20 protein-coding genes are annotated in these 21,485 nt (G+C 42.8%); 1 reads left to right on the top strand and 19 read right to left on the bottom strand.

Features of this window, described 5'->3' with window-relative positions; translation table 11 throughout:
* Window positions 1–871 precede the first annotated feature (871 nt).
* Window positions 872–1,636: an alpha/beta hydrolase gene (locus QWY93_RS01340; RefSeq protein ID WP_290246395.1), complete on the bottom strand. Its 765-nt coding sequence runs from the start codon at window positions 1,634–1,636 to the stop codon at window positions 872–874.
* Between the two features lie 10 nt (window positions 1,637–1,646).
* A complete protein-coding gene (locus QWY93_RS01335) occupies window positions 1,647–2,261 on the bottom strand; it encodes a sugar O-acetyltransferase (protein WP_353959607.1) in 615 nt (204 codons plus the stop codon).
* 60 nt (window positions 2,262–2,321) lie between these two features.
* Between QWY93_RS01335 and QWY93_RS01330 the strand changes: the two genes are divergently transcribed.
* Window positions 2,322–3,155 (top strand): helix-turn-helix domain-containing protein, encoded by an 834-nt coding sequence (locus tag QWY93_RS01330; protein WP_290246394.1) that lies wholly within the window; start codon window positions 2,322–2,324, stop codon window positions 3,153–3,155.
* Between the two features lie 29 nt (window positions 3,156–3,184).
* Here the strand turns inward: QWY93_RS01330 and QWY93_RS01325 are convergent, their stop codons facing one another.
* From QWY93_RS01325 to QWY93_RS01250, 17 genes are all read right to left on the bottom strand, one after another.
* Window positions 3,185–3,520, bottom strand: coding sequence for a hypothetical protein (locus QWY93_RS01325; protein ID WP_290246393.1), 336 nt, complete (start codon window positions 3,518–3,520; stop codon window positions 3,185–3,187).
* A gap of 136 nt (window positions 3,521–3,656) precedes the next feature.
* On the bottom strand, window positions 3,657–3,788 hold the full coding sequence (locus QWY93_RS19635; RefSeq protein ID WP_353959606.1) for a TetR/AcrR family transcriptional regulator: 132 nt from the start codon (window positions 3,786–3,788) through the stop codon (window positions 3,657–3,659).
* A gap of 147 nt (window positions 3,789–3,935) precedes the next feature.
* Window positions 3,936–4,667 carry an SDR family oxidoreductase gene (locus tag QWY93_RS01320; RefSeq protein ID WP_290246392.1) on the bottom strand — a complete coding sequence of 244 codons (732 nt, stop codon included), beginning with the start codon at window positions 4,665–4,667 and terminating at the stop codon, window positions 3,936–3,938.
* Between the two features lie 4 nt (window positions 4,668–4,671).
* Window positions 4,672–5,571 (bottom strand): helix-turn-helix domain-containing protein, encoded by a 900-nt coding sequence (locus QWY93_RS01315; RefSeq protein WP_290246391.1) that lies wholly within the window; start codon window positions 5,569–5,571, stop codon window positions 4,672–4,674.
* 42 nt (window positions 5,572–5,613) lie between these two features.
* Complete coding sequence (locus QWY93_RS01310) at window positions 5,614–6,429, bottom strand: SDR family NAD(P)-dependent oxidoreductase (RefSeq protein ID WP_290246390.1); 816 nt, start codon at window positions 6,427–6,429, stop codon at window positions 5,614–5,616.
* A gap of 1,361 nt (window positions 6,430–7,790) precedes the next feature.
* Window positions 7,791–8,246 (bottom strand): YybH family protein, encoded by a 456-nt coding sequence (locus tag QWY93_RS01305; RefSeq protein WP_290246389.1) that lies wholly within the window; start codon window positions 8,244–8,246, stop codon window positions 7,791–7,793.
* 151 nt (window positions 8,247–8,397) lie between these two features.
* Entirely contained in the window at window positions 8,398–8,784 is a 387-nt protein-coding gene (locus QWY93_RS01300) for a VOC family protein (protein ID WP_290246388.1), read from the bottom strand.
* Window positions 8,785–8,945: 161 nt separating this feature from the next.
* A complete protein-coding gene (locus tag QWY93_RS01295; protein WP_290246387.1) occupies window positions 8,946–9,917 on the bottom strand; it encodes a DUF8743 domain-containing protein in 972 nt (323 codons plus the stop codon).
* Window positions 9,918–10,083: 166 nt separating this feature from the next.
* Entirely contained in the window at window positions 10,084–10,620 is a 537-nt protein-coding gene (locus tag QWY93_RS01290) for a hypothetical protein (protein WP_290246386.1), read from the bottom strand.
* A gap of 232 nt (window positions 10,621–10,852) precedes the next feature.
* Window positions 10,853–11,590, bottom strand: a complete 738-nt coding sequence (istB, locus tag QWY93_RS01285; protein ID WP_290246385.1) for an IS21-like element helper ATPase IstB — start codon at window positions 11,588–11,590, stop codon at window positions 10,853–10,855.
* A gap of 11 nt (window positions 11,591–11,601) precedes the next feature.
* A complete protein-coding gene (gene istA / locus QWY93_RS01280; protein WP_290248800.1) occupies window positions 11,602–13,128 on the bottom strand; it encodes an IS21 family transposase in 1,527 nt (508 codons plus the stop codon).
* A gap of 260 nt (window positions 13,129–13,388) precedes the next feature.
* Window positions 13,389–14,126, bottom strand: coding sequence for an IS21-like element helper ATPase IstB (istB, locus tag QWY93_RS01275; RefSeq protein ID WP_290246277.1), 738 nt, complete (start codon window positions 14,124–14,126; stop codon window positions 13,389–13,391).
* Between the two features lie 50 nt (window positions 14,127–14,176).
* A complete protein-coding gene (istA, locus tag QWY93_RS01270; protein ID WP_290246278.1) occupies window positions 14,177–15,715 on the bottom strand; it encodes an IS21 family transposase in 1,539 nt (512 codons plus the stop codon).
* A gap of 251 nt (window positions 15,716–15,966) precedes the next feature.
* Window positions 15,967–17,139 carry an IS91 family transposase gene (locus QWY93_RS01265; RefSeq protein WP_290248799.1) on the bottom strand — a complete coding sequence of 391 codons (1,173 nt, stop codon included), beginning with the start codon at window positions 17,137–17,139 and terminating at the stop codon, window positions 15,967–15,969.
* A complete protein-coding gene (locus QWY93_RS01260) occupies window positions 17,139–17,948 on the bottom strand; it encodes a tyrosine-type recombinase/integrase (RefSeq protein ID WP_290246384.1) in 810 nt (269 codons plus the stop codon). Before QWY93_RS01260 ends, QWY93_RS01265 begins: the two co-directional genes overlap by 1 nt.
* A 1,144-nt stretch (window positions 17,949–19,092) precedes the next feature.
* Window positions 19,093–20,265, bottom strand: coding sequence for an IS91 family transposase (locus QWY93_RS01255; protein ID WP_290248799.1), 1,173 nt, complete (start codon window positions 20,263–20,265; stop codon window positions 19,093–19,095).
* Complete coding sequence (locus QWY93_RS01250) at window positions 20,265–21,074, bottom strand: tyrosine-type recombinase/integrase (protein ID WP_290246383.1); 810 nt, start codon at window positions 21,072–21,074, stop codon at window positions 20,265–20,267. Before QWY93_RS01250 ends, QWY93_RS01255 begins: the two co-directional genes overlap by 1 nt.
* Window positions 21,075–21,485: the final 411 nt, after the last annotated feature.

Raw genomic sequence — 21,485 nt, 5'->3', positions numbered from 1 at the left:
GGGTAATTGACTGTTCGCCTGTACCAAACGTTGATAGATGGAAAAAAAACTGAATTTTAGCGATTCAGACCGCATAATGCTTTTACAAGTTGTGTGCCCAGCATGGGCATCAGGAATCGAAGATACCAAAATATTTCAGAGGGTGCAAAGCCTAGGCCGATGGTTACCGGTATCCCTTATGTGCGGATGAAGGTTCAATAAGCATTAGCAAGTCTGAATGTTTGTCTCGCCTGAGAAGAAAAGGTTATTAAACCATGCTTTCCTATTACCTCAAATCACAACCTACAATCCAATGAACTGGGTGCCGAGCGTAAAAAACCTTCCGGGGGAAGGTTTTAGTGAGGAGCCGGGATTCGGGGGGGAAGAGAATCCCGGTTTACCGGGATGGTCCGCCGCGGCGGATAAATGTGAGACCGTGTGCACCGGGGCGTAGGGGCACTCCCGCTATGGCGGGACAGGCTGTGGACCTATGGCTCACGGCCGTCTACTCGATTACCTGCTGGCTTTTATTCCTTGTAGTCTTTCAGTAATCCTTTGTGAACAGCTCTTTGCAACCGCAGGAAAGAGGATTGCAATGTGCTGTGGCATCTTATTTCAAATTTTCATTAAAAAACGATTCCAATTTATCGAATGGGATTTTATCCATTTGGTCGTATAAATCGGTATGAACGCCATTTGGAATTATCATCAATTCTTTGGGTTCGGATGCTGATTTGTATGCGTCTTCGCTAAAATATTTTGAATGTGCATTTTCTCCTGCTATTATAAGCATCGGTCTGGGTGATATTTCTTTAATGTACGTCAATAAAGGCATATTCATAAAAGACAAACTGTTTGTAGATGTCCAAGCCGCATTTGAATTTAATGAACGCTAGTGAAAACCTCTTTCGGTTTTGTAATAATCATAATATTCTTTTACAAATTGGGGTGATTGTTCATTTGTCTTTCCCAATCCATTTTCGGGATATTTCGGTGTTCCGTTCTTTGCATCTTCCCAACGCTGTAAGCTCATTTCTTCTAATATTTTGGAACGTTGCTCTGGTGTCATTGAGCCAAAATATCCTTCGGCATTCACTCTTGACATATCATACATACTCGTAGTTGCAACTGCCTTCACTCGTTTATCAACTGCCGTAGCATTTAAAGCAAATCCGCCAAAACCACAAATTCCGATAATTCCGAGTTTATTTTGGTCAACTTTTTCGTTTAAGCCAAGAAAATCTATGGCAGCACTAAAATCTTCGGTATTGATGTCGGGCGATGCTACATTGCGTGGTTCGCCACCGCTCTCACCTGTGTAAGACGGGTCAAATGCTAAAGCAACAAATCCACGTTCTGCCATTTGATTTGCATATAATCCTGATGATTGTTCCTTAACTGCACCAAAAGGTCCGCTGATGGCTATTGCTGGTAATTTGTTTCCTCCATTTTTAGGAATATATAAATCGCCTGTTAGTTCAATTCCGTAACGGTTTTTGAACGTTACTTTTTCTCTTGTTACTTTATCACTTAATTGAAAAGTGTAGTGTTCTTTTGTATTATCCATTTTTTCAGATTTTTTTTGAGCGTTTGTTTTTTGTATGCAAGCTTGCCCTACAAACGTTAGGACTAAAACTGCGAATGTTATTTTCTTCATTTTTTTGATTTTAAATTTTCTTAATAATTTTTGCTGGTGCTCCGCCTACGATTGTATTGTCGGGAACATCTTGTGAAACGATCGAACCTGCAGCTACTACTGAATTTTCACCGATGGTTACTCCTTGTAAAATGGTGGCACTTGCACCAATCCAGGCGTTTCTTTTAATGTGGATTGGTTTCGGTATAAGTGAATGCCTTTCCTCAACTGAAATCGGATGCCCTTCAGAAAGTAAGCTGACTTTGGGGGCTATTAATACACCATCTTCGATGGTAATGCCTCCTAAATCAAGAAATACACAATCAAAATTGATGAATACATTTTTACCGATTTTGGTATGCTTCCCATAGTTGATGTGAAGAGGCGTAAATACGGCTACACTTTCATCTATTTCTGAAGCTGTGATTTGACTTAGCAAAGCCCTTATTTCAGAAGGATTTGAAGTACTATTCATCTGTAACAGCAGATTTTTGGTGCTGTAAGATGCCTCACGCAATTTGTAGGCCTCTGGGTCATTGGGCGAAATGGCTTCTCCCTTCAATAATCGCTGAAATATCGTGTTCGCTTCCATTTTATCCGTTGCTTTTGCTTTGAAGTATAAAAATACGGAAAGAATAAAGTACATTTGTAACACTATTTTCGTTTAAAATGTCAAATATCACTTATCAAAAAGAGATGTGCTTAAATGAATTCTAAAGAAGAAAGATCTCCACGCATTGTTTTGTCGAAATTGTCACGCGAAAAGGGTTTTCCTGATGATTTTCAAGACAACTACCACACCCATTTACTTTGTCATCGTGGCAGCTTTACATTTTTATTCAACGATACAAAAATGAAATGTAAAAGTGGCGAATTTGTATTTTGGTTTGCTAACAGTAAATTATCAGAGTTAGAATTTTCAAAGGGTTTTAAAGCCACGACCTTGCTTGTGGAAAAGCAATTTTTGAATGATAATGTACCTGACCAAAATTTGAGTATTGATGCAATTCTGCATTCACGCCAATATCCTGTATTACAACTGAACGACCAAAACGATAAACAAAGGGTTTTGTCAAATTTTCAATTATTGTACTACAAATTTCAGGACAAAGAACATCGTTTTTATGAAGAAGCATTGAAACTACAAATGAGACTTTTTATTCTAGAAATGTGGCACACATTCACTTCAGAATTTGAACGTAGAAAACGTAGTTTACAAACCGGAACCATTTATGAGCAGTTTATGCATTTGGTGCAAGAACACTGTATGAAAGAGCGTGAAGTTCAGTTCTATGCCGATCAACTTCATATAACCGCCAAATATTTGAATTATGTCAGCAAACAAAATTCTGATATTACCGCTTCAGAATGGATACAACGTTATACCAAAGAACGTATCGTATTACTCTTAGAAAACAAAAATTTTAACATAGCTGAAATTGCCGATGAAATGGGATTTTCCAGTCGATCATTTTTTACCCGCTATGTAAAAAAAATATTGGGAGTAACTCCGAGTGAATATCGTACTCGGTTGGAATAATATCCAAGAATCCAGTTTATCCGGTATTTTTAACCAACTACTTCACTCATTAACTCATCGTATTTTTGTTGAAATCCCACTTTGCAAACCCCGGATATCTGAAAAGCAACCAAGTGAACAAAGCATTCTTTTAAAGTGGTATTTGGTGAAACTTTGCTAAGCTCCAGATAGTGTTGATCAATATTTCTGAATCTAATCTCTATGAAAAAATCAATAAGTAGTTCCTTCCTCAGACATCCCTTTTCATATGCATCTAAAAGAAGTGGTTTTATATATTCTGAAATAAATTCATCTCTGAATAAGCTTATAACCTCTACTACCTTTATATAATACTTATTGATGCTGTATATATATACCAGATTCATTGAAAAAAATCTTCCATTAGCCTAAAATATATTCTTAACAGTTTTAAAATAGGATGATCATATTGTGTATTAATATTTTTCACTGGTATCATGAAATTATCGATAAGGAGTTCAACGCTACCGATAGTAATGCTTCTTACGATGGAAAGTGTTGGTACAATGTTTTTTTGCTGATACCGAGCTTAAGAGCAACTTCATCCATGCTAACGCTCCTGTGTCCATATTTTTTTATAAGCTCAATTGACCTGTTTAGAATAGTAAATTTCACATTATTAAACTAGTTGTTATTTAAACACTATATTTTTAATTCCGAAAATTCAGGCAGCTAGTCAGCAAAAGTTTACCACCAATTTGGAGAGCCATAGGTACTTTTGTTTATAAGGCTTACATCATACCGCGCCAATCCTACACCTAATTAGCCTTCACCAAGCGGTCGCACTACAATATCGTTGACGTTCACCGTGGCTGGCTGGCCAATGGCATATATTACCGCATCGGCAATTGCTTCTCCTTCTAAAGCTGGCGTATTGTCGAAATTGTCTTTGAACGCTTCTTTAATTTTTTCACTTTGAATGGTTTCGAATAATTCTGAGTCAGTTCTTCCTGGATAAATGGTTGTTACCCGAATGTCTTTTACTACTTCTTTTCTCAAAGAGTCCATGATAGCTTTTACGGCATATTTAGTTCCGCAATAGACACTAGCTCCAGGAACAGTTTGTAGTGCACCAGTTGAAGCCGTGGTTATGATATGACCGTATTTACGTTTGAGCATGTGGGGAAGCACTGCGTTGATTCCGTATAATACGCCTTTGATATTAATATCGATAGTTGCATCCCATTCTTCAACCCGTCCTTCTTCCAAAAAGGATATGGGCATAATACCTGCATTGTTCCAAAGTACATCTACCTGACCAAATTTTTCAATAGTTTTTGCTATCAAATTATCAAGGTCGGCTCTTTTGGAAACGTCTGCTACAACATACATGGCATTGTCGCCTAAATCTTGGGTTAACTCTTTTAGTTTTTCTTCCCTACGTGCAGAAAGTACTGCCTTAGCACCAAGGCTCGCTAGTTTTTTTGCAGCTGCCGCACCTATACCGCTACTTGCCCCAGTGATTATGATTACTTTATTTTTAATATTTTCCATGATTTTAATTCAACATCCTGTATTGACTGGGAGATTTTCCTGTTTTGCTTTTAAACAATTTTGAAAAGTGTGATGGATAGTCAAACCCCAAATCATAGGCCACTTCGCTCACAGACTTAGTTGTGCCCAAAAGCATTGTTTTAGCTTTATCAACAAGAGCTAAATGGATGTGTTCTTGCGAGTTTTTCCCGGTCTGGCTTTTTAGTACATCCGTAAGGTAGGTGGGTGAAAGGTTGAGTTGATCCGCAAAGTAAGTGACACTCGGCAAACCACTTTCAATTAGGCTATTTTCGTTGATGTATTCTCTGAGAAGACTTTCAAATCGTTCAATTATACCTGAGTTGACCTTTTTTCTGGTAATAAACTGTCTTTGATAAAAACGCTTGCTGTAGTTCAACATTAGTTGAATAGAATCAACAATCAATTCTTGTGTGTGGTGGTCCGTATTCTGATGATACTCTCTTTCTATATTGTGAACACAGGTTTCAAGTATTGTCTTTTCCTCATCAGAAATATGCAAGGCCTCATTGGCTTCATAATGAAAAAAAGAATACTCCTTAATTCTTTTAGCCAAATCGGTTCCATACATTAAGTCTGGGTGAAAATACAGTGCCCAGCCTTCTGTTATTTTCAGATCAGGACTTGATGACATGACCTGGCCGGGTGCTGTAAAAATTAAAGAGCCTTCTTGAAAATCGTAAATGCTTCGACCATATCTAAATGTGCCTTCAAAACTCTTACATACAATGGCATAGAAGTCCATAGATAAGAAAACCTCTTCTGTTTGAGCTTCTGCATTTACCTTGGTAAGGTCCACAAAGGTAATAAGGGGGTGCTTTGGTTTTTCATAGCCCAACATTGCATGTAATTCACTTATCGATTTAATTTTTTTTATAACTGACATAATTATAAGATTTTAACTTTAGCACCCCCTTTAATTACTCTCTTAACCTTGAGCTTCCTCAGTAACAGCACGCCATTCTTTCCAGGTATTTATTCTTCCTTGGTAGGTTGACTCCATAAATTCAACCAGTCCTTTCCCAAATAATACACGCAAAGGTGGGTTCTCAGCATCGATTACTTTTAGTATTGCATCACCTGTCGCTTTTGGATCACCAGCTTCTGTGTCAGCGAATGATTCATATACAGCCTTACGCAATTCTTCATATTCTTCCATAGGTGAACTATGTACAGAAGAGGCAGTTCCCCATTCAGTTGAAAAACCACTTGGTTCTATTAAAGTTACATTAATTCCAAAACCTTTAACCTCCTGACTTAACGATTCGCAAAGGCCTTCAACAGCCCATTTAGAAGCATGATAGATACTAATCAACGGGAATGCAGCCACACCGCCTACACTGGACACTTGTAGAATGTGTCCGGATTGCTGCTTGCGCATGATTGGAAGTACCGCCTGAATAACCCAAAGTGAACCAAACACGTTTGTTTCAATTTGATTTCTTGCCTCTTCCTCACTTATTTCTTCTGTAAAACCAAAGTGACCGTAGCCAGCATTCGAAATAAGTACATCAATACCTCCAAAATGTTCGTTGGCCTGATTTACCGTATCAAAACACTGCTGACGATTGTTTACGTCCAATTTAAGACCTAAGAATGTATCTTTGTATTGCTCAGTCAAGTCCTTAATATCATCAAGGTTTCTTGCCGTACCCGCAACTTTATCACCACGTTTCAAAGCTGCTTCTGCCCATATGCGTCCAAATCCTTTGGATGCTCCTGTAATGAAAATTGTTTTTGCCATCTTTTTATTAATTTTTGTTTATACAAAAGTCTAAAGGATAGCTTTTTCGGACGTATATCTATTTCGGATGATCGTATACAAATCTCTGAATCTATTAAATAAAGTTTAGTAGTCGAGTCTTTATTCTCAATATGTGAATTGGTTTTAGTCAAGTGAAAATCAAAATCGGCAGGGACAAAAATGCCATGTGTGCTTTAGTACTCTTTGCTCTTGTGCGGCTGGTTTTTAGCTTGCGTACAACGGTCAAGTATAAGAGCAGTAGCGGAATTCAAGGCGATTAATTGTCCGCCAGACCGAATGTTGTTTAGTTGTAATATCTTCATATTTAATCAGTCAGCCCGCATTTTTCTTAGCCGATGTGTGTGCCCAGCATGGGCATCCGGTATCGAAGATACCAAAATATTCCAGAGGGTGAAAAGCCTATGCCGATGACTATCGGTATCCCTTATGTGCGGGAATTAGTGTTCCGAAGCATTAGCTAGTCGCAAGCTCGTTTGCTGTGAAGAATGGAGTGCCCAAAAGGAATGGCTATGCCAAAGGAAGCGAGACTGCCAACCCTGGTTCCAACGAACAGGAACAGGATACTGAGGCCTGACAGGTCGGATGAGAGGACTGAGAGTGAATAATATTTCCAGTGGAAATTTTTAGCGAAGGGCCAGAAGGAGGGGAACCATCATACTGATGTCCCAAAGTGGAAATCATCAAGTACCTGTCAGGTAGATCTAGTGGATATTAGGGGAAGGAATATGCCCTTACCTGGGGAGATATCGACCTGTCCTGTTACAGGACGAGAAGTTAGCCTAGGTAATAGTAGCTGGAGAAACGAGCAGGGTCTGTAAAACCATTCTCCTGATGATCTCACGGTACAGCGAAGGACGGAACCCCGAATCAAGTTCGGGGCAGGCTATTGAATTACGTCCAAATTCCATAAGGAGCAACTTTTGTGGCAGCCTTTTTTTAAGATGGACCGAGCGTTAAGAAAATGTCCAGTGGACATTTTTAGTGAGGGGCTAGAATGTAGGGAAGGGTTAACAAACTAAATCATGATAGGAAAAGTACTTAACCGTAAGAACCTCTTCAAAGCCTACCGGCAGGGGGCGCGGAACAAAGGTCACCGAACTGTTTTCCAGATAGGAAATCAACAGGGATCGTATTGCCACCTCCATCTTGAGCCATACCAATGTACCCTATTATTAATCTATGTAGAAAGCAGTGTGTCGTTACTGGAATTGCAAATTCCAAGCATAGGAAGGCGTAGTCACAGATTACACCTAGTCGGGTAATTACCAGGGGAAGAAAAAAGTAGCTATGTGACAGTACTAAGTATTAATGAAATAGGAATTGAAATTATTAATAATTCTCTAATTTTCATTCCAGATATCATGCGTAGTTCTCCACTCACCGTTAGGTTGTTTTTGCAGGATATTGAGGTATTTTGATGTCGAAGTCATGATAGTATCGCCATTTTTAGGGATTAATATTACCTCCGCAGTTCCTCGTCCATAAGCAAGGTCACCGGAAACTTTTACTTCATTATAATAACTGTTAAGTCGGGTTTCATACTGATCAAAGATGGCTTGATAATAGGCCTCTACAGCCTCAGGACCTGTCATGGGTGGGGTGCCCGGAGCCATCAAAACGGCATCTTCAGTAAAATAACTGGTTATTTTTTTAGCATCACCTTCATTGAATGCCTTCGCCCTTGCTTTGCTCATTGATTTGATGGATTCAATGTCAGCAGAGGTGGTATCAGTAAGGCCACATGCATGCAGGCAAAGAACGAATGGAATAACGGTGATTATTACAAAGTTTTTCATGTTTTGAAAGATTATAGCAGGCTTTTAGCTCATACTTGTTGGCAGACAGACACAACCTACAATCCAGTGAATCGCCCCATACGAAACCCGTACGTACGGTGGTGTGATGAGCTATAAGCTCACGGCCGTCTACTCGATTGTAAGCCGTTTTTTATTCAGTAATTCCTATCAAATTCCCTTCTGGGTCAGAGATTACACTTTCATAATATCCATCCCCAGTTGTTAGAGGCTCTCCAATTATATTGAATACCCTTTTCCGAACTAATCCAGTAAGGGAATCCACTTTTTCTTTTGATCCTACAGAAATTGCAAAATGAGTTAATCCCAATTTAGAATCCGAATTCTCAATAAATTTAGAAATTTCTGGTTTATGCATTAATTCTATTCGAGCCCCACTTTCAAATGCTAAAAAGTATGAGCTAAATTTTTTCTTTGGATTATAATATTTTTCATTTGATTTAAGTTCAAAAAAATTAAGATAAAAACTCTTCATTCTTTCTAAATCCAAGGTCCAAATAGCTATATGTTCAATTCGCATTCGATGTAGTTTTTAAATGACATACGGTTAAGCATATGGCCTGTGGCGGTTTTCGAAGCTCCTTCCCTTCCTCTCAGGACGAACCTGATTTAAAGTCCAAAATCTTGGTCTTTAGACTGAACCAGCCATAAGCTATATGCAATGTTGTGGCTATTATTTATTTAAAACACACTATCTAATGTATTTGCGTTTATTATTCTTTCTCTTGATGAATATCTTGGGCTTTGGGGTGCTTTTCCTTTAGAATTTCCCAATGGTACTTTTTTTATCTTTTCAGCCGGTTCAGTAAAATGAAGAATATATTTATTGGTGTCTTTCCATTGTTCAATAGTTTTTACTTCTGCAATGTGTGTAATGGCTGAAATTGGTGCAACTTGATAGGCAGCAATGTATTTTATTTTGGGAATCATCGAAGAATTCAATCGGATTGCAAACCAACAATTTTCATTTAAAAAAACCTCTTTAAATCCGTCTTCTCTAGCCGGAACCACAATTGTGTCAATTTCAGAAATGTCAACTTTTTCCGTATCCTCGGTAACTTCATTCAAGAATGGTTGAAAATCATACAGGATCTCTCCATTTTGGTTTTTAAACCTTTTTAAAGTTGTAACTTCAACTGGAAATTTAAATTTACTTATTAAAACAGTTTCTAATTCTTCCCCAAGTTCGTCAATGATTAGAAGAGCATTGAAAGAATCCTTTTTGTGAATAATGGACTCAAGAAGGTAATCCACATTTTCATAACCATTCTTTTTCGCAAATTCCTCGCATTTAGACCATTCGGGTTTTCTCTTATGAAGCATCTCTTTAATGATGTTTTTCACTTTTACTTTGCTTGTCTCGAAGGAAAGCGAAAACTCAAGAATTTGAACTGCAATATGTTTTAAATGCTGGTGACTTGACAAGTCATTTTCAACGACAAAAATATTTGGATCCTGACTATTGGTTAAATCAATTAAATATCCATCAGGCAAATTATTTGTTCCTCCTTTCTTTCCTATTTTTTTCTTGTCATCAAGATAAATTCTTGTTGGACCAAATAAAGCATCTTTTACCTCATTTACCGCATCCTCAAGTTCGGATTCCCTTTCATAAGGTAATTCAATATATTTGTTTTCTTTATTCCAAAGCATCGTGTAGGTTGTCAGTTTCTATTAGCCACAACGGTTAAGCATATGGCCTGTGGCGGTTTTCGAAGCTCCTTCCCTTCCTCCCAAGTCGGACTTGATTAAGAGACGGAAAACTTGATTTTAAGACTGAGCCCGCCATAAGCTATATGCAGTGTTGTAGATAGTTTCTTTAATATTTCTTTTCTAAGTATAGAACTCGTTTACCGTCTTTCCATATATAGTACTTAATTCCCTCTAATGAAACTTCTTCTTCAATTATATTATCGGGGGTATTTTCATCTAGGTTAACAGTCTTCCCTTTGTCAAGAACGCAGAAACCATCTTTCGAAACAAATAAGTATTCGCCAATTTTATCTGGAAGTTCCTGATAGTAAACCACCCTCTTGAGAACATAATAGGAAGTGCTGCCATTTCTCTCCTCTATCTTAGTTAGTTCTTCTTTGATTTTCCTGTCTTGATTAAAAAATGTAACTAGATGAATATTGGAAGAATCAGAATAATCAATGGTTTTATATAATGCACCTCCTAGATTATTGTATTTCCATAATCCCACCTTTTTCTGATTTTTAAATTGTCCTTCAGCGTGTTTAGCTTTAAGATATCCGTCTGTGTGATAAGCTTTAAATTCTTCTAGACTAAAATCGAAGGGCTCTTTTCTTTCCGTTTTAGGAGTAGAATAATATTCTAAAAGCACTGTAGCTGTCATGCCATATTTATAAAAAACCTCCTCAGAATCTCCTAGGAGTTTGCTTAGAACGTCAAGTTTAAGTTCATTTTCGAAAATGGATGTAGAATAGAATAAACCTTCATTAATTTCAATATTATTTGAGTCAAGTGCATGCAGTCGTTCAAAATGAATTGGTTATTTCGGTCTGACCATGCCAGTGATTTCGGTCAAACCGTGCCACTAAGAAAGATCATTTAAAGTAGGTTAATTTTTATTCATTTTTCAAGATTCCCTTTCTCAAAGATTCCCCTTTGAGGTCTATTCTATGGGAAGAGTTTACCAGTCTGTCCAGTATGGCATCTGCGATGGTTCCTTCCCCAATGATATCGTACCAGGTGGATACTGGCAATTGGGAGGATACAAGGGTTGATTTTTCGGTAAACCTGTCATCAATGATGTCCAATACTATTTCCCTTGCCGTTGCATCAAAAGCCTGCAGCCCAAAGTCGTCGAGTATGAGCAGGTCGGTGTTCTGGAGTTTCCTCAGTTCCCTGAGGTAGGTTCCGTCGGCTTTGGAGAGCTTGAGTTTTGACAGCAGCCTTGAGGTGCTGCTGTATACTGTCCTGTACCCCATCAGGCATGCCTGGTTTCCCAGGGCCTGTACCAGATAGCTTTTCCCTACCCCCGAAGGTCCGGTAATGATAATGTTTTCTTTTTTGTCCACGAAGCCAAGCCCTGCAAGCCTGGTGAACATATTCTTGTCAAGGTTCCTGCTATGGCTGTAATCGATGTCGGCAACGGATGCTTTCTGTTTGAAAGCGGCCTTTTTGATCAACCGGGCCATTTTCTTGTTCTGCCGGTCTTCCCATTCGTGGTCTGCCAGTAGGGCGATGTATTCATCGGCGGTAAAGTCGGCGAACCTGTTGCTGCCAATGTGTTGATGATGGAGCTCTGCCATGGCACTGAGCCTCATCTGCCTGAGTTTTTCTACTGTCTGGTTACTGTTCATAATTGTTTTGTTTATTGGTAAGTGGATGCACCCCTGATGTTTTCGTGGTCGGGAATATGGGATTCTTTTTTGTCCAGCTCTTCCGGGGTGACCTTGTCCAGGTTGTTTTCAAGTATGTTCCTGATCCTGCGGTAGGATATTGCCTTGGCATATATGGCCCTGCCACATGCGGAGTCCAGTCTTTCCCTGCCATAAAGCTTTGCAAGCTTTATGATACCCTGTGCCCTTTTGTAGGCCGTTTCCGGGTAATCTGATTCGATAAAAAGTTCACTGATACATGTGGCCACATTGGAGCCCAAGGGAGCTGCCTGCTTCTTGAAGTAGTCCGGGCTCCAGTCGAGGTATTTTTTGTGTGTACTGCTGAGGTGTTCCCTGTTGGTGTTGTAGCAACCCTTTGCCCCGTTCCTTTTGTGCAGGGCGATCCTTTCATGGTAATGGTAGACTTCCACGGTGTCCCTGGTATAATGGATCTGGGTGGACTTTCCGATATACCTATACGGGACACTGTAATAGCTTTTGTCCGGGGAGAAGTAGACGTACCCTATCTTCTGGACCTTTGCCCTGGTATAGTCCTTGAGCTGGTATATGCCTGTGGGAAGCGGTTTCAGGCATTCCCTTTCCATGGACTGGAAAAGCTCCCTTCTACTGGCCTCCTTTCTCTGGAAAAGCATGTTGTTGTAGTTTTCCAACAGCCTTCTTATCTCCCGGTTCAGATCATGGATCGAAAAAAAGGTCATCTCCCGAAGGGGATAGTATATGCGCTGGTAACTCAGCTGTACCGCATTCTCGACCAGTGCTTTGTCCTGGGGGCTGTATGCCCTGGTGGGATTGATGACACAATCATAGTGCCTTGCAAAATCCTTAAGGGAACGGTTGATCTCCGGTTCATATTTACTGGCCCTGCTGACCGCCGATTTTAGGTTGTCCGATACCACGGCCCTGGGGACACCCCCAAAAAACCACATCATGTTGTTCATGCAATGGACAAGGTCCTCACGTTTCTGGCTCCAACATGCCTCTACATAGGTGAACAGGCTGAAGGGAAGCACTGACACAAAGACTTCCGCCTTTTTGACTTCCCCGGTATCACGGTCCACGACTTCTATCTTTGTGCCCGCAAAATCGATGAACACCTCATGGCCTGGAAGGTGTTCAAGCTTCATGGATCCCTCTTCCCTGGGATATTTTCTATGGTAATGCTCCATGAACTGCGTATAGCTGTAAGGAGAATCCACAAGCTGCCTGTACTCCTCGTAATGGTGCAGAAAAGTAAATCCCGGGTGGTTTCTGGCGGCTTTCCCTTGGTCAAAATAACGCATCAGGGCATCAAACCTGTCATTCTTTATGGTTGTGCGGGAAGGGAACAGCTCCCTTAATTTAACGCTGGTAAGGGACAGAACCTCATCAACTTCGTAGTCCGAGGCTGCAAGCCAGGAGATGTACTGGTTGACCGTGTTGCGGGAAATCCCCAGTACGGCACCTATTTTCCGGTTGCTGAGCCCGTCCCTGTGTAAACTGAAAATCTGCTTTATATCCATAGGATCAAGTATGTTGGCCATATCGCTCTTTTTTACAGGCGATATAGCAGGTTAAACTTGATCTTTCAAAAGTGGCACGGTTCGAACCGAAATCTGCCCTGGAATTGGCACGGTTTAAACCGAAAGGACTGGCACAGTTTGGCCGAAAAGGGTGGCACTGTCTATTCCGGCGATGCTGGGCCAGTGTTTCCGGCGTATACTGGGCCACGGATTCCGGGAATCATTGGGCCACTTTCCAAGTGCAATAATAGGGTTAAAATTTAATTGTCCAACTTCTTTTTGCTTCTCATGGATTCTCCTTCCAGTTCTATCCTATGTGAGGAGTATACGAGCCTGTCGAGCACGGCATCTGCAATGCTGTCATCACCAATGGTTCCATGCCATTGGCTGACCGGTATCTGTGATGCAATGATCGTTGAACTTTTCTCATAGCGGTCTTCCATGATGTCCATAAGGGCAATCCTGGCCTGCCCATCCATCGGGGCCAGACCAAAGTCGTCCAAGATGAGCACATTGGTTTTTTCGAGCTTTTTGAGCAGTTTATGGTAGGTACCTTCCAGCTTGGCCAATCTTACCGCATCAAAAAACCTGGCCGTATTGTAATAAAGCGTCCTGAACCTGTGCTGGCAGGCCCTGACCCCAAGACACTGGGCCAGGTAACTTTTCCCGGATCCGGTGGCCCCGGTAAGGATGATGTTCGTCCGGTTTTTGATGAAGGCCAGTCCGAGCAATCTCTCAAACAGCCCCCTGTCCAGGTTACGGGAGTTATGGTAATCAATGTCAGTTGCCGCAGCGGCCTGTTTAAACCCTGCCTGACGTATGAGGTTGTCTATGCTTTTGTTCTGCCTGTACTCCCATTCGCTGTCCACTAGAAAGGCCAACAGTTCGTCGGCCGACATGTCCTGATAGAGATGTTCTGTCAGATTCTTGTGGTAAAGTTCCGCCATGGTACCCATGCGCATCTGTTTCATTTTTTCAATGGTGTTGTGTTCGTTCATAATTCATTTGGTTGGGATATTATAATTCGTTTCATCAAGAGGGCGGCCTGTCAGCTGTAGGAGCCCCTGATGTTCTTGTGACCCGGGGTTAAATGATCCTTGGCAGGAGGCAGTTCCTCGAGGTCCATTTTGTTTTTAAGTATCCTTTCAAGGGTATGGTAGGAGGCTTTTTCGAAGCCCAGTGCCCGTTTACAGGCCCTTTCCAGACGCTCCTGTCCATAGCTTTTCAAGAAGGAAAGAATCCCCTGTGCCTGTTTGTAGCCGATTTCGGGATAGGTGTACTGGCCGATCAACGTTCCGATATACTCCTGGGTGTTCGGACCAACTTTTTGTGCCCTCCGGTCAAAGTATTCCGGGCTCCAGTCATTGTAGTATTGGTGGTTGCTGGGCATATGTTCCCCGATGGTGATGTACTGGCCTTGCCGGGAAGCCCTTTTGTGGGATGCGATCCGCTCCTGACGGTAAAATATCTCCACGGTGTTCCGGTTGTACTGTAACTCCACGCTCTTGCCCATATAGCGATAGGGACAGCTATAATAGTTTTTGTCCTCTCCCAGGTAAACATGGGAGGATTTCTGGACGGTGGCCTTTTTATAATAACGGATGCTGTAGATGCTTTTGGGAAGGGGCTGCAGGAACTCCTTTTCGATGTCCAAAAACTGGCTTCGCCTGCTGCCCTGTCCATGGCTGAGCAGGTAGTCATTGTACTCCTCCAGTTTTTCTGCAATGGCCGCATTGAGCTCCTCCAGGCTGAAGAAGGTATGGTTGCCCAAGGGGTAATAGATCCGTTGGTAGACCAGGGTGACCGAACGCTCCACGAGTGATTTGTCCTGCGGGCTATAGGGCCGGGCAGGATCAAGGGCGCAGCCGTAATGGAGGCCAAAATCCGAAAAGGTCTTGTTGAGGACCGGGGCATATTTTGAGGCCTTGTCCACTGCTGATTTGAGATTGTCAGGGACGACGGCATAGGGTACCCCGCCCATCCAGCCCAGACAATAGACCAGACAGCTGATAAAATCCTCCCGTTTTTGGCTGGGCACCGCCCTTATGTAAGTGTACTGGCTGCAGGGCAGGACACCAACAAAAACCTCTACGGCTATCTGCTCCCCAGTCCGGCGGTCAACGTAGTGCAGCTTCTTTCCGCAAAAGTCCACGAAAAGCTTTTCCCCGGCACGGTGGGACAGCTTGCCACTGGCGTTGTTGCGCTTCTTCCATTGCCGGTAGTGCCAGGTGAACTGGCTGTATTTATAGCCTTCCGGATTTTGGGAGATATATTCCTTCCACAGTACCTGCAGGGTACAGCCGGGCTTTTTCATCTCCCCGTCGATGTGGGGAAAACACCCCGAGAGATGCTCATAACGTTCCTTTTCGGTCTGCCCTGTCTCGGTGAAAAGTTCCTGTAGATCTTTGCCGTCAAGGGAGAGCAGTTCCCCGTACCCAAGGGAAAGATCCCTGAAACGCCTGACATAACTGTCAACGGTCTTTCGGTTGACGCCCAATAGGTCTGCCACTTTTCGGTTGCTAAGCCCCTTCTGCTTGAAGGTGATCAAACTTCTTAAATCCATGATGTCTATTCTTTGTCCTGCCATGTAGTTGCTGTTATTCGACTACAAGGCTAATAACTTATCATGGAAAGTGGCCCAATGACCTCCGGTACCAAACAGCTCGGGAATCCTAAAATGGCCCAGTGACCTCCGGAAAACCGACTCTATTTTTGGCCCAGTGATTCCCGGAATGGCTGGCCCGCTATCACCGTAAACCGTGGCCCAGTGACCTCCGTTTTAGACATTCCCTCCAATCTGTTCTTCATGATGTCAATGAACGTCCCGTTTATAAAGTTTCAGGGGCCTTTTTCTTTTGGTGAAGCAATCCCGAACACCATTTTTCCCCGTTTACAGCAGGGGCAAAGGAAGAAGTCCGGGCCCAGTACCTCTTCCAGTATCTCGTAAGTGGTCAGTCCCTGGTAGAAGGAGATGTACCCTGTCTTTTTCAGCAAGCTGAAGCAGGTTTCCATTTTGGTCCTGCTGTTTGCCGAGGCCATGATCCCGTAGTACCTGATCTTGTAAAATCCAGAAGGGAGGATGTGCTGCATAAACCTCCTTACAAACTCGTGGCAGCTGAGGCTCATGGTCCTGTTCCTGTTGTCCCTGTAGTCCTTCCACCTGAAACTGACCGCTTTCCCATCAGTCCATTGGATCCTGCTGTTGCTGATGGCCACGCGGTGGGTATACCTTCCCAGATAGCTGACCACCTGGTTTGCCCCCCTGAAGGTCTTTTTGATGTAGACATGCCAAAACTTTGCATAGGCTTCCCGCCTGAGAAGCCTTGGGTCGGCAAACAGTTTTGCCTGCTTTTCCGGTATCCTGAGAAGGTTTCCTTCCAACGCCCTGATAAGTTTTTCCATAAATACGCCCCTGTAAATAGCTGACAGTGCCTTCACCGGAACAAAGAACTTTTTATGGGCGACGATCCACTCCTGCCCATCGCTGTCCAGTCCCCCGGCAGGAACAAGCATGTGGATATGTGGATGGTAGGACAGGGACTGTCCCCATGTATGCAGCACCGCCATACAGCCGCTTTCAACCCCCAGAAAAGCGGGGTTCAGGGCAGCCTTTTTCACTGCGGCCGAAGAGGCTTCAAACAGGAGCTTGTAACCATACCGCTGGTTGGTATAAAAAAGCGGCCTGAGAAAGTCCGGGACGGTGAACACTACGTGAAAGTACCTCACCGGCAGCAACCTGCTCCTGAGCTTTTCTACCCATACCTGCTGTTTGATATACTGGCACTTGGGACAATGGCGGTTCCGGCAGCTGTTATAGCTCGTTTTGGTATGGCCACAGCTGTCACATGCCAGGGTATGGGAACCCATTTCAGATGTCCTGCAGGAAATGATGTCCAGATAGGCCTTGTACTGGGCGGTACACGGGCTGTTTCCTGAAAGAAAGGATTCTTTCTGCCCCAGAAGGATATCGGAAAGTTCTACCCCGCTGTTCCTCTTGTTAAGGATATCCATCACAGCTCGTCCAGGGGACTTTTGATCTGTGCCGGATTCAAGTTGGTCACATGCAGGTAAACCGTAGTGGTCCTGAGGGATTTGTGGCCCAACAGCTCCTGGATTAACCTGACATTGGTTCCCTGCTCAAGAAGGTGCGTGGCAAAGGAGTGGCGAAGGGTATGGAAAGAAGCATGCTTTGTTACCCCTGCGCATTCCATGGCTTTTTTTAAAACGCACTGTGCACTCTTTTCACTGTAGGGTTTGCCAGGTGTCCGGCCTTCGAAAAGATAGGTTTTGGGCCGGTAGTACCTGTAGTATTCCCGGAGCCTTTCCAACAGCCCTTTTGGCAGCAGGGTATACCTGTCCTTATATCCCTTTCCTCCCCTTACTTTCAGCTGCATCCTGTCACTGTCGATATCACAGGGCTTCAGGCTGATCACCTCGTTCAGCCTCAGACCGGAGGCGTAGGTGAGGGCCAGCAGGCAATAATGCTTTCTGTTCCTTATGGAGTTCAGTATAAGGGATATCTCCTCTTTCGAAAAAACAGAAGGGAGGAGTTGGGGCCGTCTGGGCCGCTTGATTCTTACCGGATCCCAGCTCCTGCCCAGGACATCTTTGAAAAGTATTTTGAACGCACTGATGGTCTGATTCACCCCTGAAGGGGACATTTTGTTGACTTCGACCTTATGGAAAAGGTATTCCTTTAACTTACAAATACTGATCTGTTCGGGGATCTTTCCAAAATGTTTGGAAACTGCCGATACAAGGCTGATGTAGGTACTGATAGTCCTGGGGGAATAGTTCCTGACCAACATTTCCTCATACATCCGTTGACGAAGACTTTTTTTTCCATGATGTTATTTATTTAATGGTAAAACATGGAGTGAATTTAGGGTAAATCACTGAAAATAAATTGGTTAACTGTTCAAAATCAAATAGCTACCGACGTAGGAGGTTTTGTTCAACGGTTAAGCATATGGCGTGTGGCGGTTTTCGAAGCTCCTTCCCTTCCTCTCAGGACGAACTTGATTAAAAGTCGAATATCTTGATCTTAAGACTGAGCCCGCCATAAGCTATATGCAATGTTTTAGAGTGCGTATTTATATTTTCATTAGAAGTTCAATCAATTTCGATTAGATAGACCTTCTTCAAATATTTCTTTTTTGATAATTGAATTTTCTGTTTTCCATTTTAAGGGTTAAAAAAACAAACCTTCTTGGTTGCTGCTTTTTCTGGCAACTATTCCCAGGTCCGGTTTACCACATTAATTTCGACTTTCCGATGTACCAATTCAATCACCTCTTAAAACTTTTGCTTTTGCTAAAAACCTTCAGGGCTTTATCGTTTTGATTGGAAGCAATTCTTCCTGGTTTTTTTGATATCTCACCCGGTCATCTTTTGCATTCTATTTTGAAAACTGGTAAAAAACTCGGCCAATGTTTCCTCAAAAAAGCAGCAGAAAAATCCTTAAATGTTGGATGGGAATTTCTCTCTCAATTCAAAAACCCCTTCCGTTGCTTCTAAATGCTTCCCGGAATTTTCCGGCAACCCTTCCACTTTTTTATGAACAAAGCTAAAACCCGTTGAATTTTGCTATGCCTTTTTAAACTGATTTTTAAGTTAATCAAATCATCCCAAAAGACAACTACTTCCATAAATCGTGGAAGTCCTTTTAATGCACTCTAACGTAAAGTGTTTTAGACGCAATCTAGGTAAAAAAATAAACTATTTTCTTAAGACTACCAAGATTGCGTTTAAAACATAGTTGGACGGAGCCGGTGAACTGCTATGGGCATTTGTCTTTCATGGATCTTTTCTTGGCGGGAGTTTTCAGGAGGTTCTTTGGTTTCGCTGTTTAAAGCTTCTAGTTTGATTGATGGTTTTGCTGGAAAAAGGCATATTTTTCCCTGGGAAACCTTTTCCCTCCAATCTGTTCTTCATGATGTCAATGAACGTCCCGTTTATAAAGTTTCAGGGGCCTTTTTCTTTTGGTGAAGCAATCCCGAACACCATTTTTCCCCGTTTACAGCAGGGGCAAAGGAAGAAGTCCGGGCCCAGTACCTCTTCAAGTATCTCGTAAGTGGTCAGTCCCTGGTAGAAGGAGATGTACCCTGTCTTTTTCAGCAAGCTGAAGCAGGTTTCCATTTTGGTCCTGCTGTTTGCCGAGGCCATGATCCCGTAGTACCTGATCTTGTAAAATCCAGAAGGGAGGATGTGCTGCATAAACCTCCTTACAAACTCGTGGCAGCTGAGGCTCATGGTCCTGTTCCTGTTGTCCCTGTAGTCCTTCCACCTGAAACTGACCGCTTTCCCATCAGTCCATTGGATCCTGCTGTTGCTGATGGCCACGCGGTGGGTATACCTTCCCAGATAGCTGACCACCTGGTTTGCCCCCCTGAAGGTCTTTTTGATGTAGACATGCCAAAACTTTGCATAGGCTTCCCGCCTGAGAAGCCTTGGGTCGGCAAACAGTTTTGCCTGCTTTTCCGGTATCCTGAGAAGGTTTCCTTCCAACGCCCTGATAAGTTTTTCCATAAATACGCCCCTGTAAATAGCTGACAGTGCCTTCACCGGAACAAAGAACTTTTTATGTGCGACGATCCACTCCTGCCCATCGCTGTCCAGTCCCCCGGCAGGAACAAGCATGTGGATATGTGGATGGTAGGACAGGGACTGTCCCCATGTATGCAGCACCGCCATACAGCCGCTTTCAACCCCCAGAAAAGCGGGGTTCAGGGCAGCCTTTTTCACTGCGGCCGAAGAGGCTTCAAACAGGAGCTTGTAACCATACCGCTGGTTGGTATAAAAAAGCGGCCTGAGAAAGTCCGGGACGGTGAACACTACGTGAAAGTACCTCACCGGCAGCAACCTGCTCCTGAGCTTTTCTACCCATACCTGCTGTTTGATATACTGGCACTTGGGACAATGGCGGTTCCGGCAGCTGTTATAGCTCGTTTTGGTATGGCCACAGCTGTCACATGCCAGGGTATGGGAACCCATTTCAGATGTCCTGCAGGAAATGATGTCCAGATAGGCCTTGTACTGGGCGGTACACGGGCTGTTTCCTGAAAGAAAGGATTCTTTCTGCCCCAGAAGGATATCGGAAAGTTCTACCCCGCTGTTCCTCTTGTTAAGGATATCCATCACAGCTCGTCCAGGGGACTTTTGATCTGTGCCGGATTCAAGTTGGTCACATGCAGGTAAACCGTAGTGGTCCTGAGGGATTTGTGGCCCAACAGCTCCTGGATTAACCTGACATTGGTTCCCTGCTCAAGAAGGTGCGTGGCAAAGGAGTGGCGAAGGGTATGGAAAGAAGCATGCTTTGTTACCCCTGCGCATTCCATGGCTTTTTTTAAAACGCACTGTGCACTCTTTTCACTGTAGGGTTTGCCAGGTGTCCGGCCTTCGAAAAGATAGGTTTTGGGCCGGTAGTACCTGTAGTATTCCCGGAGCCTTTCCAACAGCCCTTTTGGCAGCAGGGTATACCTGTCCTTATATCCCTTTCCTCCCCTTACTTTCAGCTGCATCCTGTCACTGTCGATATCACAGGGCTTCAGGCTGATCACCTCGTTCAGCCTCAGACCGGAGGCGTAGGTGAGGGCCAGCAGGCAATAATGCTTTCTGTTCCTTATGGAGTTCAGTATAAGGGATATCTCCTCTTTCGAAAAAACAGAAGGGAGGAGTTGGGGCCGTCTGGGCCGCTTGATTCTTACCGGATCCCAGCTCCTGCCCAGGACATCTTTGAAAAGTATTTTGAACGCACTGATGGTCTGATTCACCCCTGAAGGGGACATTTTGTTGACTTCGACCTTATGGAAAAGGTATTCCTTTAACTTACCAATACTGATCTGTTCGGGGATCTTTCCAAAATGTTTGGAAACTGCCGATACAAGGCTGATGTAGGTACTGATGGTCCTGGGGGAATAGTTCCTGACCAACATTTCCTCATACATCCGTTGACGAAGACTTTTTTTTCCATGATGTTATTTATTTAATGGTAAAACATGGAGTGAATTTAGGGTAAATCACTGAAAATAAATTGGTTAACTGTTCAAAATCAAATAGCTACCGACGTAGGAGGTTTTGTTCAACTTGTATATATGTAAACCAATGGTATATAAATCCAACAACCTCTCGTTGGCTTGGTATACTTTTGGTCAATATTATTTTACCTAATAAATTCGCGTTCAATTATTTGTATTCCACCTCTAGGATCCATTCGAAAAAACTCATATATACAGAAAACCTTTCCAGTTTTATTCGAAACAATATTTTCTGTTAAGTGGAAAATACTCAATTAAAGTAGAAACTTTTCGAGAACCATGCAAGTGGGATTCGGAATTTAGAATGAAAAATGTTGAATT

Origin of the sequence: Echinicola jeungdonensis, assembly GCF_030409905.1 — a bacterium.
In the GTDB taxonomy this organism is placed as follows: Bacteria; Bacteroidota; Bacteroidia; order Cytophagales; family Cyclobacteriaceae; genus Echinicola; species Echinicola jeungdonensis.
The sequence above is the reverse complement of the archived record's forward strand: the minus strand, read 5'-3'. Positions and strand labels throughout refer to the sequence as shown.

Bases quoted from the DNA above. Each gene is read 5' to 3' on its own strand.
- QWY93_RS01255 (WP_290248799.1), bottom strand. From the start codon at position 20,265: ATGGATATCCTTAACAAGAGGAACAGCGGGGTAGAACTTTCCGATATC.
- QWY93_RS01305 (WP_290246389.1), bottom strand. From the start codon at position 8,246: ATGAAAAACTTTGTAATAATCACCGTTATTCCATTCGTTCTTTGCCTG.
- QWY93_RS01325 (WP_290246393.1), bottom strand. From the start codon at position 3,520: ATGAATCTGGTATATATATACAGCATCAATAAGTATTATATAAAGGTA.
- QWY93_RS01300 (WP_290246388.1), bottom strand. From the start codon at position 8,784: ATGCGAATTGAACATATAGCTATTTGGACCTTGGATTTAGAAAGAATG.
- QWY93_RS01290 (WP_290246386.1), bottom strand. From the start codon at position 10,620: ATGACAGCTACAGTGCTTTTAGAATATTATTCTACTCCTAAAACGGAA.
- istB (WP_290246277.1), bottom strand. From the start codon at position 14,126: ATGAACGAACACAACACCATTGAAAAAATGAAACAGATGCGCATGGGT.
- QWY93_RS01315 (WP_290246391.1), bottom strand. From the start codon at position 5,571: ATGTCAGTTATAAAAAAAATTAAATCGATAAGTGAATTACATGCAATG.
- istA (WP_290246278.1), bottom strand. From the start codon at position 15,715: ATGGCAGGACAAAGAATAGACATCATGGATTTAAGAAGTTTGATCACC.
- QWY93_RS01260 (WP_290246384.1), bottom strand. From the start codon at position 17,948: ATGTATGAGGAAATGTTGGTCAGGAACTATTCCCCCAGGACTATCAGT.
- istB (WP_290246385.1), bottom strand. From the start codon at position 11,590: ATGAACAGTAACCAGACAGTAGAAAAACTCAGGCAGATGAGGCTCAGT.
- QWY93_RS01265 (WP_290248799.1), bottom strand. From the start codon at position 17,139: ATGGATATCCTTAACAAGAGGAACAGCGGGGTAGAACTTTCCGATATC.
- QWY93_RS01250 (WP_290246383.1), bottom strand. From the start codon at position 21,074: ATGTATGAGGAAATGTTGGTCAGGAACTATTCCCCCAGGACCATCAGT.
- QWY93_RS01320 (WP_290246392.1), bottom strand. From the start codon at position 4,667: ATGGAAAATATTAAAAATAAAGTAATCATAATCACTGGGGCAAGTAGC.
- QWY93_RS01295 (WP_290246387.1), bottom strand. From the start codon at position 9,917: ATGCTTTGGAATAAAGAAAACAAATATATTGAATTACCTTATGAAAGG.
- QWY93_RS01330 (WP_290246394.1), top strand. From the start codon at position 2,322: ATGAATTCTAAAGAAGAAAGATCTCCACGCATTGTTTTGTCGAAATTG.
- QWY93_RS01335 (WP_353959607.1), bottom strand. From the start codon at position 2,261: ATGTACTTTATTCTTTCCGTATTTTTATACTTCAAAGCAAAAGCAACG.
- istA (WP_290248800.1), bottom strand. From the start codon at position 13,128: ATGGATATAAAGCAGATTTTCAGTTTACACAGGGACGGGCTCAGCAAC.
- QWY93_RS01340 (WP_290246395.1), bottom strand. From the start codon at position 1,636: ATGAAGAAAATAACATTCGCAGTTTTAGTCCTAACGTTTGTAGGGCAA.
- QWY93_RS01310 (WP_290246390.1), bottom strand. From the start codon at position 6,429: ATGGCAAAAACAATTTTCATTACAGGAGCATCCAAAGGATTTGGACGC.